The following is a 15,651-nucleotide window of genomic DNA, read 5'->3' as shown; positions in this document are numbered from 1 at the left end:
ATCTCCTCGGTTTTTAACTACCCAAAAAAAGTCAATTGAAAGGCATCGGAAGCTGGTTTTTTCTTTGGCAGTTGTCTTTTGGGCTGAGAAGGTTCGAAGACACTTTTTTGGTTTGCATTTTCCTCAAGATGGATCAGAATCTCATTGGCGCGCGCAATCACAGCAGGGGGCAGTCCTGCTAAGCGGCCGACATGAATCCCATAGCTTTTATCGGTGCCGCCTTTAATAATTTTGCGCAGAAAGATGATTTGATCTGCATTTTCTTGTACAGCCACATTGTAGTTGACGGCTCCAGGAATTTTTTCTTCAAGTTTGGTCAATTCCCAATAGTGCGTGGCAAATAAGGTCTTAGCCATTTTCCCTTCAGTTATGAGGAGGTATTCTGCCACAGACCAGGCAATAGAAATTCCGTCATAAGTGCTTGTCCCGCGCCCAATTTCATCTAAGATAACCAGAGAACGGGAGGTCGCGTTATGAAGAATATTGGCCGTCTCGACCATCTCTACCATGAAAGTGGATTGCCCTCTCGAGAGGTCATCGCTAGCCCCTATGCGGGTGAAAACTTTATCAATCAGCCCGATATGGGCTTCTTTGGCAGGGATAAAAGAGCCCATTTGGGCCATGATGGTGAGTAAAGCCACTTGGCGAATGTAGGTGGATTTACCTGCCATATTAGGACCCGTGATAAGCAATAAGCGGTTATCAGAGCCATCGAGTAAAGTGTCATTTGGAATAAACCTTTCTCCCACTCGGGCTGCTTCTATCACAGGGTGACGCCCATCTGTGATTTTCAAATAGGCAGAATCATCCACAAGAGGGCGCACATATTGATTGGCGCGTGCAGCTTCGCCAAAAGAGCGCAAGCAGTCGATACGTGCTAACGCTTGTGCGGTGGTTAAGACTTGTTTAGAAAATTGAGCAATTTGTTGACGAAGCGTTTGGAAAAGCTCGTTTTCAATGGCACTAATCCGTTCTTCCGCATTTAAAACTTTGGCTTCGTAATTTTTCAGCTCAGGCGTAATGAACCGTTCGGCATTCACTAATGTTTGACGTCTTTGAAAGGAATCGGGCATTTTTTCGGCCTGCCCTTTGCTGACCTCAATATAATAGCCAAACATCCGATTGAAGCCTACTTTGAGGCTTTTTAATCCGGTCTCTTCCCTGATCTGAGTTTGGTACCGGGCGATCCAAGATTTACTATCGCGGCTGATTTCGCGCAGTTCATCTAATTCGGGATGGTAACCATCGCGGAAAATTTTCCCTTCGGTGATTCTAACTGGGGGGTCATCAACTAGAGCATTGGCAATGAGACGCGTCATTTCGGGTAAGAAATCAATGCGTTGAGCTTCGGCGGCTAACAAGGTCGATTGGTCAGCTAAGTTAAGCAAAAGGGTTTTAATTTCGGGAAGCGATTCCATAGAAAATCGCAAGGAGACAAGGTCTTTTGGCGTGGCATATCCCGAACTTACGCGCATCATTAAGCGCTCTAAATCCCTAACTTGTTCGAGCACCGCCCCCATACGTTGCATGAGGGGAGGGGTCCCATAAAAAGCTTGAACGGCTTCTTGGCGCTTATGGATTTCAGGGATAGAAAGAAGCGGCTGCTTGATCCATTGGCGCAAAAGGCGCGCTCCCATAGGCGTATGGGTGTAGTCCAACACCCCTAATAACGTGTTTTTTCGGTTACCGTGATGGAGGGGATCGATAAGTTCAAGATGGCGCAATGTCATTCGATCTAACGACAGATACTGGGAAGTCGTGTAAGGTTGAATTTCACAAATATGCTCAATAGGCAAGCTGAGTTCGTTTTGCAAATATTGGAGAAGGGCTCCGGCGGCGTGAATGCCTGGGACCATGCCTTTAAGGCCAAACCCATCTAAAGAATGTACTTTGAAGTGTTGAATCAGAAAGTTATAGGTGACTTGATGTTCAAAATGCCAATCGTCATGCGTATTGACGAGAGCTGAGCTATTTTTGAGAATCTCCTCAAAGAAATGGGGATGTTTTTGAGAAAATTTTTGAGAAGTTAAAAATTCTGCCGGATTAAGGCGGAAGATCTCATTTAACAATTCTTGCTCATGCTCAAACTCAATGACTCTAAATTCAGAGGTGGTGAGATCGAGAAAGGCTAAACCATACAAAGCCCCCACTTGAATAACGGAGGCAAAGAAATTGTTTGTGCTTTCAGAGAGAAGAGAGGATGTAATCACGGTACCAGGGGTCACCATCCTCACAATTTCCCGTTTGACAAGCCCTTTAGTTTCTTTAGCCGATTCCACTTGTTCGGCAATGGCCACTCGAAAACCTTTGGAAACTAATTTATCGACATAAGCTTCGCTTGAATGATGGGGAACGCCGCTCATCGGAATCCCTTGCCGACGAGTGAGTGTCAGATCTGCCTCTTTGGCTAAAAGAACCGCATCTTCGTAAAAGGCTTCGTAAAAATCTCCCATGCGAAATAAAAGGATTGCTGCACCTGCTTGCTGCTTGCAAGCGTGCCATTGGGCCATCATGGGCGAAACTTTTTGATCTTGAATGTTTTGCGAAGCTGAAACTGTTAAATCCATACCTAATAACCAGCGCTGATAAAATCCTTGTTTGGGTACGCAGTATGGCTGAACAAAAAGGGAATGGCAAGAAAAAAGTTGGGCCTGTTTTTTTAGAGAGGGTTTTTGGTTGAAGTTATCTTGAGGGGGAGTTTGAAATTTTGTAATAAAACCTTTAATTAAAGAGTGGGATGTTTATTTAATATTTTCGAAATGGTAATTAATGAGGAAAGTTTCAAGGTTTAGTTTTATTAAAACTATGAAAAATCGAGTTTTTAATAAATTTTCTTTTTTTTGTTTGACTTACAAAAATAATCCCTCTAGTTTTATTTTTTAGAAATAAGCATTAAAAAAAACAAGTTGCTATCAACCATTGCATTGCCTATGGGGAAGTAAAGCCAAGTAAGGGCTGCTTGTTTTATTCAGAGAAGTGGAATAGGTTCCCATACATACTAAATCCTATACGATCCTCCCCTAAACTTTAGAAAATAAAAACATAAAAGGAGAGGGACCTCGTGAAGGCTATCAAAATTGCTACCGTCCTAGCCTTGGGTTTGGCTTATTGGAAGGATATTCTCCGAGGATCTGGCAAGGTGGTCACACGAAGCCGCCCAGGCTCGGCATTTGACCATCTTATCGTCAAGGGGCCCATTGATGTGTTTTTAACACAAGGTGGGGAACAACCTTTAATAGTTGCCGCGGAAGACAATCTTATAGATGATGTGCTTACCGAAATTAAGGAAGGTCATCTTCTTGTTAGATTAAAAAAACCGTTCGACTGGTGGGAAGTGAGTCCTGCAGAAAGAATAAAAGTTTATACAACCACCCCAAGCATCGCATCTATTCACCTTAAAGGCCCTGGAGATGTGTTTGGTAAGGGGCAATGGCAGTTTAAAAAGCTGGAAATTTATATCAAAGGTTCTGGTGATGTTCGAATGTCCCTAGCAGGAGAAGAGTTAATGGCATGTGTGAAAGGATCTGGCGATCTTAACCTTGACGGCGCTGTTAAGCATCAGAGCGTTTTTATTTCGGGTTCAGGGGAATATAAAGGTAGAGGCTTGCGTAGCGAAACGGCGGCGGTTAGGATAAGAGGCTCAGGAAATGCTATCTTGAGCGTTGAAAAGGAATTAGATGTTCAGATTTCAGGCAGTGGCCACGTTCAATATCGAGGTAATCCCGCTTTGTCTAGCAAGGTGCGCGGTAGCGGAAAAATCCAAAAATTGTAAAAGCAATTTAGGTCTTTAAGGCATGCCGTTTTTATTTCCTGATTGAAAATAGGGGCCTTTCAATGAAGCTTTTTTGGACTATATTATGAGGACATTTCAGTTGAACTCATCATTTTTTTCTTTATAATGCAGGACGCTCTTAAGGGGAGGGAAAAATGGCAAACAGAGGATCCCCAGCAGGAGTATTGAAATAAAGCTGCAACAAAACCAAACGGATAAGTCGATGAATACAGGATTACGGACTGAATTTTTTATATTTCCTGTGCTTAAGGAAATAGAGAAGCAAAAACGCATAAATAGTAATGGGTAGATAGAGGTTTTTCAAAGAATATTCGGTTGCTTGGAGTCGCGAGAGTTATACAGAGCAAAGGGAGCATAGAAGGGGTGATTGAAACGGATCCGACATTAAATTATTTTAGAAATAACTCTCAAAAGGGCCTCCTCTCTACTATGGGTGGCGCTATGGAGGAGGAAAATGAAAGCAGCCAAAACCGGCTTCTTGACTTGCCCCTGGAGCTTTATATCAAGGTTTTTTCCTGTTTACCTCTTCGAGATATAGCTGTTCTCCCTTTGGTAAGCAAGGAATGGAAGGCTATGGCCTCTGATAGATTCCTTTGGGCCGCTCTTCTTGAGCGAACTTTTCCTCTATTAGCTTCTGTCTCAAAAAAACTAGGGATCCACCCCAAAGATCAGCTAATAGCCCAAGCTAATATGAAGGCTAACCGCGTGCAGGAATCGAAGTGCTTATGGTTTGAAGGTCGGAGGCCTTTCCCTATTAGCTTCCTAGCGCTCTCTTCGGATGGTCGGCTGGCTGCTACATTAACCTTTGGGGAGCCTGAGGCTGTACCCCGCATTTGGGATCTCGAAACAAAGAGGCAGCTGTATCACTTAAAAATACCTATGGAATACAACTGGGATGTCATTTTTTCTCCTAATAGCAAGCTAATTGCTACCGGCTCTAATGACCATAAAACACGACTCTGGGATGTAGAAAAAGGGAATTTTTTATACGCTTTGGAAGGGCATAAACCAACTGTAAAAACGGTAGCGTTTTCCCCAGATAGCAAATTAATTGCTACAAGCCCCGATGGCCATACCGTGCACCTTTGGGAAGTAGAGGCTGGTACGTATAAAAGTATTTTAGAAGGGCATGAAGCTGGGATCAAAAGCGTAGAGTTTTCCCCAGATGGTAAATTCGTGGTGACAATCTCTAGTGATTGTACAGCTCGCCTTTGGGAAGTAGAAAGTGGCCGGTGCAAACATATCTTCCAATCCCCTCAGGAGAGTGTGATAAAAGTTGCTTTCTCTCCCGATAATCAGTTGCTTGCCACGGGTATTCTTGGCAGGGGGAGGCGTCTTTCCGTCAAATTGTGGGATCTACCTTCGGTTGAATCCCAACGGCTACTTGGAGAAAATACAGACAATTTTTCTGGTCATGAGAATTCGAAGTTTAAGTTTTCCCTGGATGGCAAGTGGATTGCCGTAGGGAGATATGGGGATGGCGATAGCTGGAAGACTTTTGATTATGATAGCAAGAAAGTTTGCCTTTACGATGTAGAGAGTGGGAAACGTGTGCACACTTTGAAAGGAGGGCATAAGAACTCAATTAGTGATTTTGATTTTTCTCCCAATGGCAAATGGATAGCAACCTGCTCGGATAAGAAAACGATTTGTTTATGGGAAATAGAAACAGGAATACTTTTAAGTACTTTAAAAACAGGCAATCGCTCTCTTTTCTCTGTGAAGTTTTCGCCTAATGGAGGACACCTTTTTGCCAATAGCCAAATTTTCGATTTTTTCCCTGCAAAAAAAGACAGCTTCCAACCAGAGGAAATGATAGAAGATCGATTAAGCGAAGAGCAAGCAGGCAACTTAACAAAAAGGGCGGTAACCGAAAAATTTAAAAAAAGAAAATCGAGAAGCGGTAGAAACCAACAAGACGGCAACCACAATTTAACCGAAGTAGAACATGCTTTGCCTTCTCCCCAGAAAAAAAAGAAAAAAGAGGAATAAATTACGTTTTTTAATATTAAAAAATTAAACAGTAATTGCTTAAGAGAAGAGCTAATTTCCCAAATCGAAGACAAGAAACCCGTTTTTAGGGTTTGTCAAAAAGCAGTATGACTGAACAAAAAGTGAATGGCAAGAAAAGAGTTGGGCATGTTTTTTTAAGATAAAGGAGGGACTCCTTTTTCTTGTGCAGTCAAAGGGAGAATCCCGGCGGTAGGGGAGAATATTGTTCTTCAAAAACAAAAGTTTTTAAAAAAGATTTTCTAGTCGCGCTTTTACTCATCGGCTTTTAATTAAAGCGCGATTAGATCGTCTCTATTCAATCAATTGAAACTTTTCAAGGGTATTTTTGGCCTCTTCAAATAAACCAAGGGCTTCATCGACCACTTTGGGGAAGTTCTGACCTATATAACTGGCCGCTTCTTTCGCAATCAGGTAACTTTTTTCTTTGAGCATTTTTCCTACAATTGCTTTGTTGTCTACATCCTTTACTTTGTGAAGTAATAACAGGCAGGGGGTGATTTGTTATATTCCTCTATACGCCACCTTTTTTGGTAGGCTTCATAGATTCGGTCAGCATTACTATTTAAGTCGTTTGTAGCGACGTGTAGAATGCCTGTAGAGCTGTCTTCGTTTTTGAAAATCTTTGTCACTAATGCTACAGGGAAGGTGAGATCCTTAAGATAGCCTATCTTTTTTTCTCCATCTTGAAAATGAAACGCACTGAGGTTTTGGTACTGACCCTTTTTTCTTTCCTCCTCTGAAAAAGCGATTAATCGATTGCTCTTGATGCCAAATATAAAAAATCTCTTTAGATCATAATGGATGAATTCCATGTTGTCCTTTGCCCCAAACCAATTATCAGCAAGCACATAATCAAAGTTTACTTGATTGGCAACGGTCTGCTTTGCAAGTGCCCTAAAATGCTGGTTTTTGATTCGATAGCATTTCATGAGGCGACTCCTATGCACTTGTGGTTAACCGCAAGAGTCTGCTTATATTTAAATTTTTAATTAATAAGATTTTTCAAATTTTGCATGAATGCCCGTCAGGGCATTTATGCAACAAGGCCATTTTATCTGCCAATCGATAGATTAAGCTAGGAGCTTTTTCAGTACCTCGTTGATGTAATTATTGAGGATTTCTCCTTAGAGCTGTACTGTAATGGACAAATTTAGCATGCAAGGTTGGTGGAATGCATAGGTTAAATTTCTCAGACAGAGGTCGTTCAGGCTCTTCTTTTCTCTCCTCAAAAAAAGCCAGGTAATCCTTGCCTGAGTCCTTAAATGCCTTCCCAATCTCTTTGATAGAGGTGCTTAAGAAAGTAACGCAGTTCTTGATCCCAAGCACCTCGACATGAAAAATCTTGGTTGTGTCATCCTATCCGTCTTAGCCGGTATAACCTTTGTACTTCATCATGGCTATTTATTCTTGGCTCATGCATTTTTTAAAGGGTTTCCATTCAGTACTGTTGTACACCTGTCAAGCCGCTTGATTTCTACAGGAAGATCTGTCAGCTGATTGTAGCTTAAGCTAAGCCATTGCAGCTGAGAAAGTTGTCCAAGGGTGGCAGGAATAGTCGTTAGCTGGTTATGGTCTAGCCAAAACGCTTTCAAGTGAGAAAGCTTTCCAAGGATGGCAGGAATAACCGCCAACTGATTGCGGCTTAAGTCAAGCCCCTTCAGCTTTTAAAGGGTTTCCATTCAGTACTGTTGTACACCTGTCAAGCCGCTTGATTTCTACAGGAAGATCTGTCAGCTGATTGTAGCTTAAGCTAAGCCATTGCAGCTGAGAAAGCTGTCCAAGGGTGGCAGGAATAGTCGTTAGCTGGTTATGGTCTAGCCAAAACGCTTTCAAGTGAGAAAGCTTTCCAAGGATGGCAGGAATAACCGCCAACTGATTGCGGCTTAAGTCAAGCCCCTTCAGCTGAGAAAGCTGTCCAAGGGTAGAAGGGAGGGTCGTTAGCAGGTTTGATTTTAACCAAAGCTCTTTCAGCTGAGAAAGCTGTCCAATACTTGCAGGAAGAACAGTTAGCTGGTTTATGCTTAAATTAAGCTTTTGCAATTGAGAAAAGTGTTTAATTTCTGGTGGTAAAAAAGTTAAGCCTGTATCACCTAACTCTAACTCGGAGATATTTTTTCCATGCTCTTTTATCCATGCTTTTAAAAGCTCTCCTTTTTGCTTCAAGGTTAAAGCTTTAATCTCTGGTTGGCTTAAGTAGTCTTCCCCTGCAGGAAGCTTTTGCCAAAGCAAAAGGCGGTTAATATTTAGGAGATAGGATGTATAATTAGCCAAAGTAAAAGGTTCGTTTTTCAAATTCTTGCTCTCAAATTCTAAAGGAGAAAGGGATTGGGCTTGCTTGAAGAGGCTTTCAAAGATGAGGGGCACTTTGGCTTCACTACCTAGGCCGGAGCCAATATTGTAAATTTTATCTAAAATGGGGGCTTTTTTTGCCAGATTTTCGCTTTCTTCAGGAAAATGAAAATGCAGGATCTCCCGATAAAGAGAGACCATTGCCACTGAAGAGAAGTCTTGTACTGTTGTAGCAGAGATACTCGCTAAAGAAGGGCTTAATCGCAAAGCTTGTAGCAAAGCTTCTATCGCGGCTTCCTGCTTGCCTTTTTCACAAAGCTCTTTTCCCCGTAAGAAATGTGCTTGGGCCTCGGCCATGAGCTCTTCTTCTGAGGGATGCGCTGCAACTGCGTCGGCTAGCTGCCTAATTGCATAGTTACGGACATATTTTTCAATAGGTTGCCTATCCAAGGGGCAAAGCTTTTTGCTCGCTAAACATTGGATCACCGTATCTTCATCAAAAGTATGGCCACAAGGGACCAAAGTCACCGCTTTCCTCATCGGCTCTCCTGAAACGGCATCCTCGATGTACTCTGAAACCATGGTTCGAAAGTTTGCGTGTGTATTAGAAGTAGAAGTTGTTGGCGGTCCCATATAAGCTCCTTCAATTGTATGGTAAGATAGCTAATCAAGTTTAAATATAGCTAATATTTTACTTAAAGTATTTATTCTTTTTTCCTTTTTTAGGCAATTTCATTTTAATAGCTGCGAGACAAAGCATAATATTTGAGCTGGACTTTTTAATTGGCATCTCTAATTGTTAAGGAAAAGATTGGGTGTTTAAAAACTTGTCAGTAGGCAGATGATAAGCAGCGTGATAAGTACAGCATTAGTACTACAGCGGTAATTAACTAAAAATTCTTTTTGCCTTTGATAATAGTAATAGCAAGCGCTTGCTTGATGCTTGCGTCACCGAGTAGACCATTCCAGCCAATAGCTCCATGCTTGTTTGATAGGCTTTTGAACATAGTTTAACAAATGTCTAACTTCCTGCAAGGTATAGCAGATTAAATTAAATGGTGCGCTTTTAAAAACTTTTCCATATGCGGCTTGATCGCTTTTTTTCTCCACTACTTGGTTAAAAACTTGGCGGAAGGCAGATAGAAATCTTAAGGCTACTAGGCACAGCGCCATATGCCGATACCAACCTGTGTAGCTCCTGGCTTCATAGTGATCTAGCCCAATTTCTCCTTTAGATGCCTTAAAAACACTCTTCAATAGCCCAACGACTACCTGCGGCTTTAGCCATTTCTTGCAAAGTCCTAACTATCTATGAGAAGCAGATCTTGATCCCCATTGTTCTCCAATGGGAACATCAGCCCAACGGCCCCCATTAATCAAAATCCAAAAAATTGTATTGCAGACTTTCCTCCAAGGAGTATGCGGCTTGCCCGCGTAAACTTTTTCCTCAGGCATAAAGGGTTCTAAAATCTCCCATTGAGCATCTGTCAATCCTTCAAATCTTCCAGCCCTGTTGTGTCTCCTTTCTTTATCAGAAAGATATCTTAAACGGCGGTCTAATTTTTTTGAATATCGGGATAGATTCGGTAGGGCAGTCATCTGTAATTATAAAGACTTCTCAACAAAACTTATTGAGCTTTTTTATTTTAATTTGGTTAAGCATAAGCGGTAAACAATGGCGAAAGAGGAAAAAAGAATGCCTTATTTTGACAAGGCATTCACAGGGGAATAGTTCTGAAAAAGAGGGGGAATTAGGAGTTCCTTCGAAACATTTCAAGTGTTTTCAGAATTGCTATCTGGATCGCATGTTTCTTCGTCGTTCTAAATAAGGCTCCTTTTTTAGAGGGGGCATGGCTTTAAGCATGGCTGCATTTGTTCTCTTATCTGAGTCAGAATACTCTTCCGGGCTTTTTACAGTGACATGTTTGCCCTGAAAAACTTGCAGGAAGGAGGGAGCCTGGGGAACGGATGAGTTTAAAATGGTTTGCGCGAGTTGTTAGGCTGTTGGATTAGCGGGGATAACAGAGACTTGAGTATTGGATCTAAAGCTGGAGGGGAAGTACGATTTGGATTAATAGTTGAATCAATAGGTGAACTCACAATAAAACTCTCATGTTAAAATAAATTAAAACAATAGGTGAACACGCACCTATGCTAGCTAAACAAATTATTAATTTCCGCATGCTCTTGCCGCAATTAAGTTTCTTTTGATAATAAAAAAGGCCATTTTTTTTCCATTATGCGCGCCACAGGTCGGCAATCTTGAGCAATTGCATACAGGTTTGCAAGGTCTTCGTGTAAAGCCTTAGTTTTTCCTTCTCTGCAACAGTCTTTAAAATGATGAGACATTAAATTGATAATATTTCTGGCGTCATTAATGCGTCCTTGTTTGATCGCTTTATAGACACATTCAAAGAGTTCTAGCCAAGTTTCTTCTTCGGTTTCTTCTCCTTTAAGCTCATGGATATGCTGGTAGATAACATATGGTTGATAAAGACAACGGATGACCCAGCTACGGTGAAAGATAATCGCAAAAATGATAGAAGCTATTAATGCTGCAAATAATTGACTTAAATAATGTTCAACAAAATACATTTTTTGCAGAGAAATAATTAAAAAAGACATAATAGCTGCCGTGACTAAAACATAGAGGCCAAAATGGGCTGTCGTTCTGTTGGAAATGCGAGAAAAGAAACCAGGAGACAACCTTCCTTCCACCGTTTGAAAAGGAATCATAGTCAAAAATATGATCACCCCAAAAATAGAGACTGAAAAAAAGCCCAGGTCAGCAAATTGTTCCGTTTTTATTTCAGGAAAACAAATCCCTGCTTGCGTTAAGCCAATAAAGAACAACCAAAATGCTCCAATTGTAACCAGAGTCAAAGAAACGAGCATAATAAAATTAGACAACCGAAACGGTAGGATTTTTTTAAAAGTTGGCATTTTTAATCTCCTTAAATTTCCTATCAGGGGCGGAAAGCTATATAAATAACAGGAAGCTGTATAAGGTGCGCTGCGTGGAAGTTCAGGCAAGAGGTTAAAGTCAAACCTCTGCAGCTATCAGCCCTCTGAAGTTTGAAACTTGCTAATTTTCCTCTACCGAAATAGGCTTATGGTCATTAGCATAGCTTTCCCTTGAACCCATCTAGTAAAGTTGATTGTAAGTAATAAACTATTTTAAATCAAATAGTTGGGAGAAAAGCTTTTGCTTTGTTTGAGTGAATGTTCTCCTAATAGGTGGAAACTTTCTTTAAGCATTGACTGCAACGAGCCTGAGGCGGTTTTGCTCCTTTTCCTGAAAAAGGGCAAGTTGGCGCAAGGCTGCTGTTTCTAAAAATTGCTCCGCAGAGGCGAGCAGGTGGTGCAGTTGTTTTTTTCGCCCTTTCAAAATGCGATTAATGTGATCGATATTCAGAAGGGTAATGCGCGGATCTCTCGCTAACTTGGGCTCCACATTTCGGGGGACTGAAAGGTCAATCACCAGTTTGTGGCCGATATTTTTTTGATAGAGGTCTTGTTGCGTCAATAAATGCTCTGGGCATTTTGTACCTAAAATAATCCAATCAAAATTGGACCACTTGGAAATATCTTCCCATGGGAGAATGTCTACCTGATGCTCTTGGGAAACGGCTTGCGCTGCATCTAAGGTGCGGTTGCAAAGAGCGATGCTTTGTACGTTTTTAGTTTTCAAATATTTTAAAATTTTTTGGTTGATTTCAGAAGCCCCGATAAACAAAACTTTGGCTTCTTTTGGGTGCCGGAGTTTAGATTGCCCGATATTAAACACCGCATGTTCCAAGTTTGGAATTCCTCTCCCAAGGGAATAAAGGGACCGAAACTCTTTCCCTATTTTGAGGGCTTTTTGAAAAAGGTAATGGAGCTCAAAAGGAAGGCTTTCCAAAGCACAAGCCGATTCATAAGCTTGTTTGACTTGCCCTTGAATTTCTGTTTCAGCCAAAATGGCGCTATCTAATCCCGCAGTGACTCTCACCAAGTGCAAAAAGCAGTCGGCATTAAAATAAGAATATAATTTCTGCTCAAAATTTTCTTCCGTTCCCTCGAGTTCCCCTTTGAGGATATTCAAGAGGTAAGAATGAGCCGCTGCGAGATCTTCAGCAAAAAAATAGACTTCGGTGCGGTTACAGGTGGAAAGCAGAACGAAAGAGATAAATGCATGGGAAGAAGATAAAAAACCAAAGCGGCGATGGCATACTTTTGCTAAGGATTCTCTTAATTTAAGATCTCCTAATTTGTGGTTAATTCCAATCACCCCGACACGCATATGAGAACTCCCGAGCCTTATCATTGATGTGCGATCTTCTAAAAGTAAGGTATATAGATAAAACCTCATATTCTTGCCACTCCTTTGATTGCAATCCGCCATTTTGAGGAAGAAGGGACAGAAGGAAGAGGCGAAATGCGCTATTCCTTATTTTTGGAGGAATAGGTTAGGAAGAGTATAAGGCAATTCTTGAAAGCATGTTTGAGGCGGAAACTTGAGCTCGCTATCCATGCCTAGTATCTCGAAGGGGTAAACTGCAGGGGATGGTTCGCCCCCGCAGAAAAAATTCTCGCTATGCTTTGCAGAAGTTGTTGTTATTAAATAGTTTTTAGCAAATCTTGAAGTTTTTCTTTGGAAAGCCACTGCCGATTGGTATCGGAGGCATAGCGAAATTCCTCTGGCAGGGTTTCATTCAAGCAGCCTTGTTGATATTTGGCGATTAGAGTGGGATGATTTTGGTAAATTTCCGGGATGATGGCGTAGTGATTTTCAAATTCTAATGTATGCCGAGCATCTTCGGCGCTGATCATCAGTTCGTGCAGTTTTTCTCCTTCTCGAATTCCCATTTGAGTAAGAGGAAGCCCTGGGGCCATGGCTGCCGCTAAATCGACGATCTTCATACTGGGGATTTTAGGGACAAAAATTTCTCCTCCATGCATTTTAGAAAAGCAGAACCGCACAAAAGAAACTGTTTCCTCTAAGGTAATCCAGAAGCGCGTCATTCGGGGATCTGTCAAAGGAAGAGAGGGGCTTCCATCTTCAATCAGTTTTCTCCAAAATGGGATGAGGCTTCCGCGACTTCCCAATACATTCCCATAACGCACGACGGAAAACTTGGGATATCCTTTGGCTCCGACATAACTGTTGCCCGCTACAAAAAGTTTATCGGAGCATAATTTAGTCGCCCCATAAAGATTGACGGGATTGACCGCTTTGTCGGTAGATAAGGCAATCACTTTTTCCACCCCGCAATCAATTGCCGCATCAATCACATGCATGGCGCCCAAAACATTTGTATTGATAAACTCCGAAGGGTTATACTCTGCGGCAGGAACTTGCTTGAGAGCTGCTGCGTGGACCACAAAATGGACCTCGTTAAAGGCTCTACGTAGTCGCTCTTTATCCCGTATGTCTCCTAAAAAATAGCGCATTTTCGGATGAGCAAAGAGAGGACTTGATTGTTTCATTTCCCACTGCTTCCATTCATCGCGACTAAAAACGATGACTTTATTGCATGCATTTTCTTCGATAAGGTTTTTAGCAAAGGCGCGCCCAAAGCTACCTGTACCGCCGGTGATGAGGACATTTTTATTTGCAAATAGAGAGCTTTGACTCATGGATTCTCCTGGATGAATGAATCATATCTGGATTCTGAATTCGGTTTTATTATATTCTGCTCGTTCCTTTATTTTATATAGCAGTAGAGTTTGAATCATGGCAAAAAAATATGATGAAAGCAGTGTAAAAACTCTCGGGGCCTTAGAGCATATCCGTTTGCGTTCCGGGATGTATATTGGGCGTCTGGGTGACGGTTCCCACCCCGACGACGGAATTTACATTATGGTGAAAGAAGTCATCGATAACAGTGTAGATGAATTCATCATGAAGCACGGGAGTCGGATTATAATTGGAGTGGATGCAGAACAAGGTCTCATTTCCGTGCGCGACTTTGGACGGGGGATTCCTCTGGGGAAGGTGGTGGATTGTGTCAGCCAAATCAATACAGGGGCCAAGTATAACGACGATGTCTTTCAATTTTCTGTCGGCCTGAATGGTGTCGGGACAAAGGCTGTCAATGCGTTGTCCAGTCATTTTTTAGTTAGAAGTCATCGGGAAGGCAAATCCATGGAAGCTGTGTTCTCCCAGGGAAAGCTTATCAAGGAAAAATCTCAAAAAACAAGCGAGCCTGACGGGACATATGTGGAATTTATTCCTGATAAAGAAATTTTTAAAAAGTACCGTTTTGATCCCGAATATATTTTGAAGCGTTTATGGCATTACGCTTATTTAAATACCGGTTTAATTTTAGAATATAATGGGCAAGATATTTACTCTGAAAATGGGTTGCTTGATTTGCTAAACGAAGAAGTGACTGAGGATCGATTGTATGAACCTTTGTATTACCGCGGAAAGCACTTAGAGTTTGCTTTGTTGCACACGCAAAGCTATGGAGAAAGTTATTTCTCTTTTGTCAACGGTCAATATACTTCCGATGGGGGAACGCACTTATCTGCTTTTAGAGAAGGGATCTTAAAAGGAGTTAACGAGTACTCTAAAAAGAATTTCCAAGGAGTTGATTTACGGGAAGGGATTGTAGGAACTGTGGCAGTGCGGGTCAAAGATCCCGTTTTTGAGTCCCAAACTAAAAACAAGCTGGGCAATACTGAATTGCGTGGTCCACTCGTACAAGAAGTCAAGGATGCTTTGGTCAACTTGCTTTATAAAAACCCTACCACAGCTAATCGCATCATTGAGCGGATTATTTTTAATGAAAAATTGCGCAAAGAACTAGCTGCTGTCAAAAAAGAGGCCAAAGAAAAGCAAAAGAAAATTTCCTTTAAAATTCCTAAACTGCGAGATAGCAAATACCATGCTCAGGATAAAGCAGATGTTGGGGAAAAAACCATGATTTTCTTAACAGAAGGGGATTCGGCAAGCGCCTCGATTGTGGCCTCGCGAGACCCTCTGATGCAGGCTGTTTTTTCTCTGCGAGGAAAACCTTTAAATGTCTATGGGATGAAGATCGACCAGCTTTACAAAAATGAAGAGATGTTCAATTTGATGAGCGCTTTGAATATCGAAGATGACATTCAGAATTTAAGGTACCAAAAAGTGATTTTAGCTACCGATGCGGATGTAGACGGGATGCACATTCGCAATCTGTTGATCACCTTCTTCTTGACCTATTTTGAAGGGCTTGTTTTAAATGGACATCTTTTTATTCTGGAAACCCCTTTGTTTAAAGTGCGCAACCGAGAAAAAACCCTTTATTGTTATTCGGAAGAGGAACGGGATAAAGCGATTAAACAACTGAAAAAAGGGATTGAAGTGACCCGTTTCAAAGGACTGGGAGAAATTTCTCCCAATGAATTCAAACAATTTATAGGAAAAGATATTCGTTTAATTCCGGTTACCATCAATATGTTTTCCGACATCAAGACCACCCTCGGTTTTTACATGGGCAAAAATACGCCTCAACGGAAGCAATTTATTATGGAAAATCTGATCAATGAATTAGAACCCACTCTGGAGGCTGCTTACACAGCAGGATAAG

14 protein-coding genes are annotated in these 15,651 nt (G+C 41.5%); 3 read left to right on the top strand and 11 right to left on the bottom strand.

Annotated features, from left to right (window positions below; all coding sequences use genetic code 11):
* Positions 1-17: 17 nt before the first annotated feature.
* On the bottom strand, positions 18-2,567 hold the full coding sequence (mutS, locus tag PARA125_RS07705; RefSeq protein WP_213158286.1) for a DNA mismatch repair protein MutS: 2,550 nt from the start codon (positions 2,565-2,567) through the stop codon (positions 18-20).
* 494 nt (positions 2,568-3,061) lie between these two features.
* Between mutS and PARA125_RS07700 the strand changes: the two genes are divergently transcribed.
* Both PARA125_RS07700 and PARA125_RS07695 read left to right on the top strand, forming a co-directional pair.
* Positions 3,062-3,772: a head GIN domain-containing protein gene (locus PARA125_RS07700; RefSeq protein ID WP_213158284.1), complete on the top strand. Its 711-nt coding sequence runs from the start codon at positions 3,062-3,064 to the stop codon at positions 3,770-3,772.
* Between the two features lie 384 nt (positions 3,773-4,156).
* Positions 4,157-5,785, top strand: a complete 1,629-nt coding sequence (locus PARA125_RS07695; RefSeq protein ID WP_213158283.1) for an F-box/WD repeat-containing protein — start codon at positions 4,157-4,159, stop codon at positions 5,783-5,785.
* 312 nt (positions 5,786-6,097) lie between these two features.
* Here PARA125_RS07695 and PARA125_RS07690 read toward each other — a convergent pair whose 3' ends face one another.
* The 10 genes from PARA125_RS07690 to pseB form a co-directional block, all read right to left on the bottom strand.
* A complete protein-coding gene (locus tag PARA125_RS07690) occupies positions 6,098-6,238 on the bottom strand; it encodes a hypothetical protein (RefSeq protein WP_213158281.1) in 141 nt (46 codons plus the stop codon).
* Between the two features lie 32 nt (positions 6,239-6,270).
* On the bottom strand, positions 6,271-6,735 hold the full coding sequence (locus PARA125_RS07685; RefSeq protein WP_213158279.1) for a transposase: 465 nt from the start codon (positions 6,733-6,735) through the stop codon (positions 6,271-6,273).
* 178 nt (positions 6,736-6,913) lie between these two features.
* Positions 6,914-7,132, bottom strand: a complete 219-nt coding sequence (locus PARA125_RS10190) for a toxin-antitoxin system HicB family antitoxin (protein WP_213158277.1) — start codon at positions 7,130-7,132, stop codon at positions 6,914-6,916.
* Positions 7,133-7,218: 86 nt separating this feature from the next.
* Positions 7,219-7,437 (bottom strand): leucine-rich repeat domain-containing protein, encoded by a 219-nt coding sequence (locus PARA125_RS07675; protein WP_213158275.1) that lies wholly within the window; start codon positions 7,435-7,437, stop codon positions 7,219-7,221.
* Between the two features lie 16 nt (positions 7,438-7,453).
* Entirely contained in the window at positions 7,454-8,728 is a 1,275-nt protein-coding gene (locus PARA125_RS07670) for a hypothetical protein (protein ID WP_213158274.1), read from the bottom strand.
* 315 nt (positions 8,729-9,043) lie between these two features.
* Positions 9,044-9,352, bottom strand: a complete 309-nt coding sequence (locus PARA125_RS07665; RefSeq protein ID WP_213158272.1) for a hypothetical protein — start codon at positions 9,350-9,352, stop codon at positions 9,044-9,046.
* A 48-nt stretch (positions 9,353-9,400) separates the two neighbouring features.
* On the bottom strand, positions 9,401-9,694 hold the full coding sequence (locus tag PARA125_RS07660) for a transposase (RefSeq protein ID WP_213158270.1): 294 nt from the start codon (positions 9,692-9,694) through the stop codon (positions 9,401-9,403).
* A 597-nt stretch (positions 9,695-10,291) separates the two neighbouring features.
* A complete protein-coding gene (locus tag PARA125_RS07655; protein WP_213158269.1) occupies positions 10,292-11,038 on the bottom strand; it encodes a hypothetical protein in 747 nt (248 codons plus the stop codon).
* A gap of 307 nt (positions 11,039-11,345) precedes the next feature.
* Positions 11,346-12,446: a Rossmann-fold NAD(P)-binding domain-containing protein gene (locus PARA125_RS07650; protein ID WP_249274265.1), complete on the bottom strand. Its 1,101-nt coding sequence runs from the start codon at positions 12,444-12,446 to the stop codon at positions 11,346-11,348.
* 248 nt (positions 12,447-12,694) lie between these two features.
* Entirely contained in the window at positions 12,695-13,714 is a 1,020-nt protein-coding gene (gene pseB / locus PARA125_RS07645; RefSeq protein WP_213158266.1) for a UDP-N-acetylglucosamine 4,6-dehydratase (inverting), read from the bottom strand.
* Positions 13,715-13,811: 97 nt separating this feature from the next.
* Here pseB and PARA125_RS07640 point away from each other — a divergent pair, with 97 nt between their 5' ends.
* On the top strand, positions 13,812-15,650 hold the full coding sequence (locus tag PARA125_RS07640) for a DNA topoisomerase IV subunit B (protein WP_213158265.1): 1,839 nt from the start codon (positions 13,812-13,814) through the stop codon (positions 15,648-15,650).
* Position 15,651 lies beyond the last annotated feature (1 nt).

Source organism: Parachlamydia sp. AcF125 (genome assembly GCF_018342475.1).
In the GTDB taxonomy this organism is placed as follows: Bacteria; Chlamydiota; Chlamydiia; order Chlamydiales; family Parachlamydiaceae; genus Parachlamydia.
Note: the sequence above shows the minus strand (reverse complement) of the source record. Positions and strands in the feature narration are given on the sequence as shown.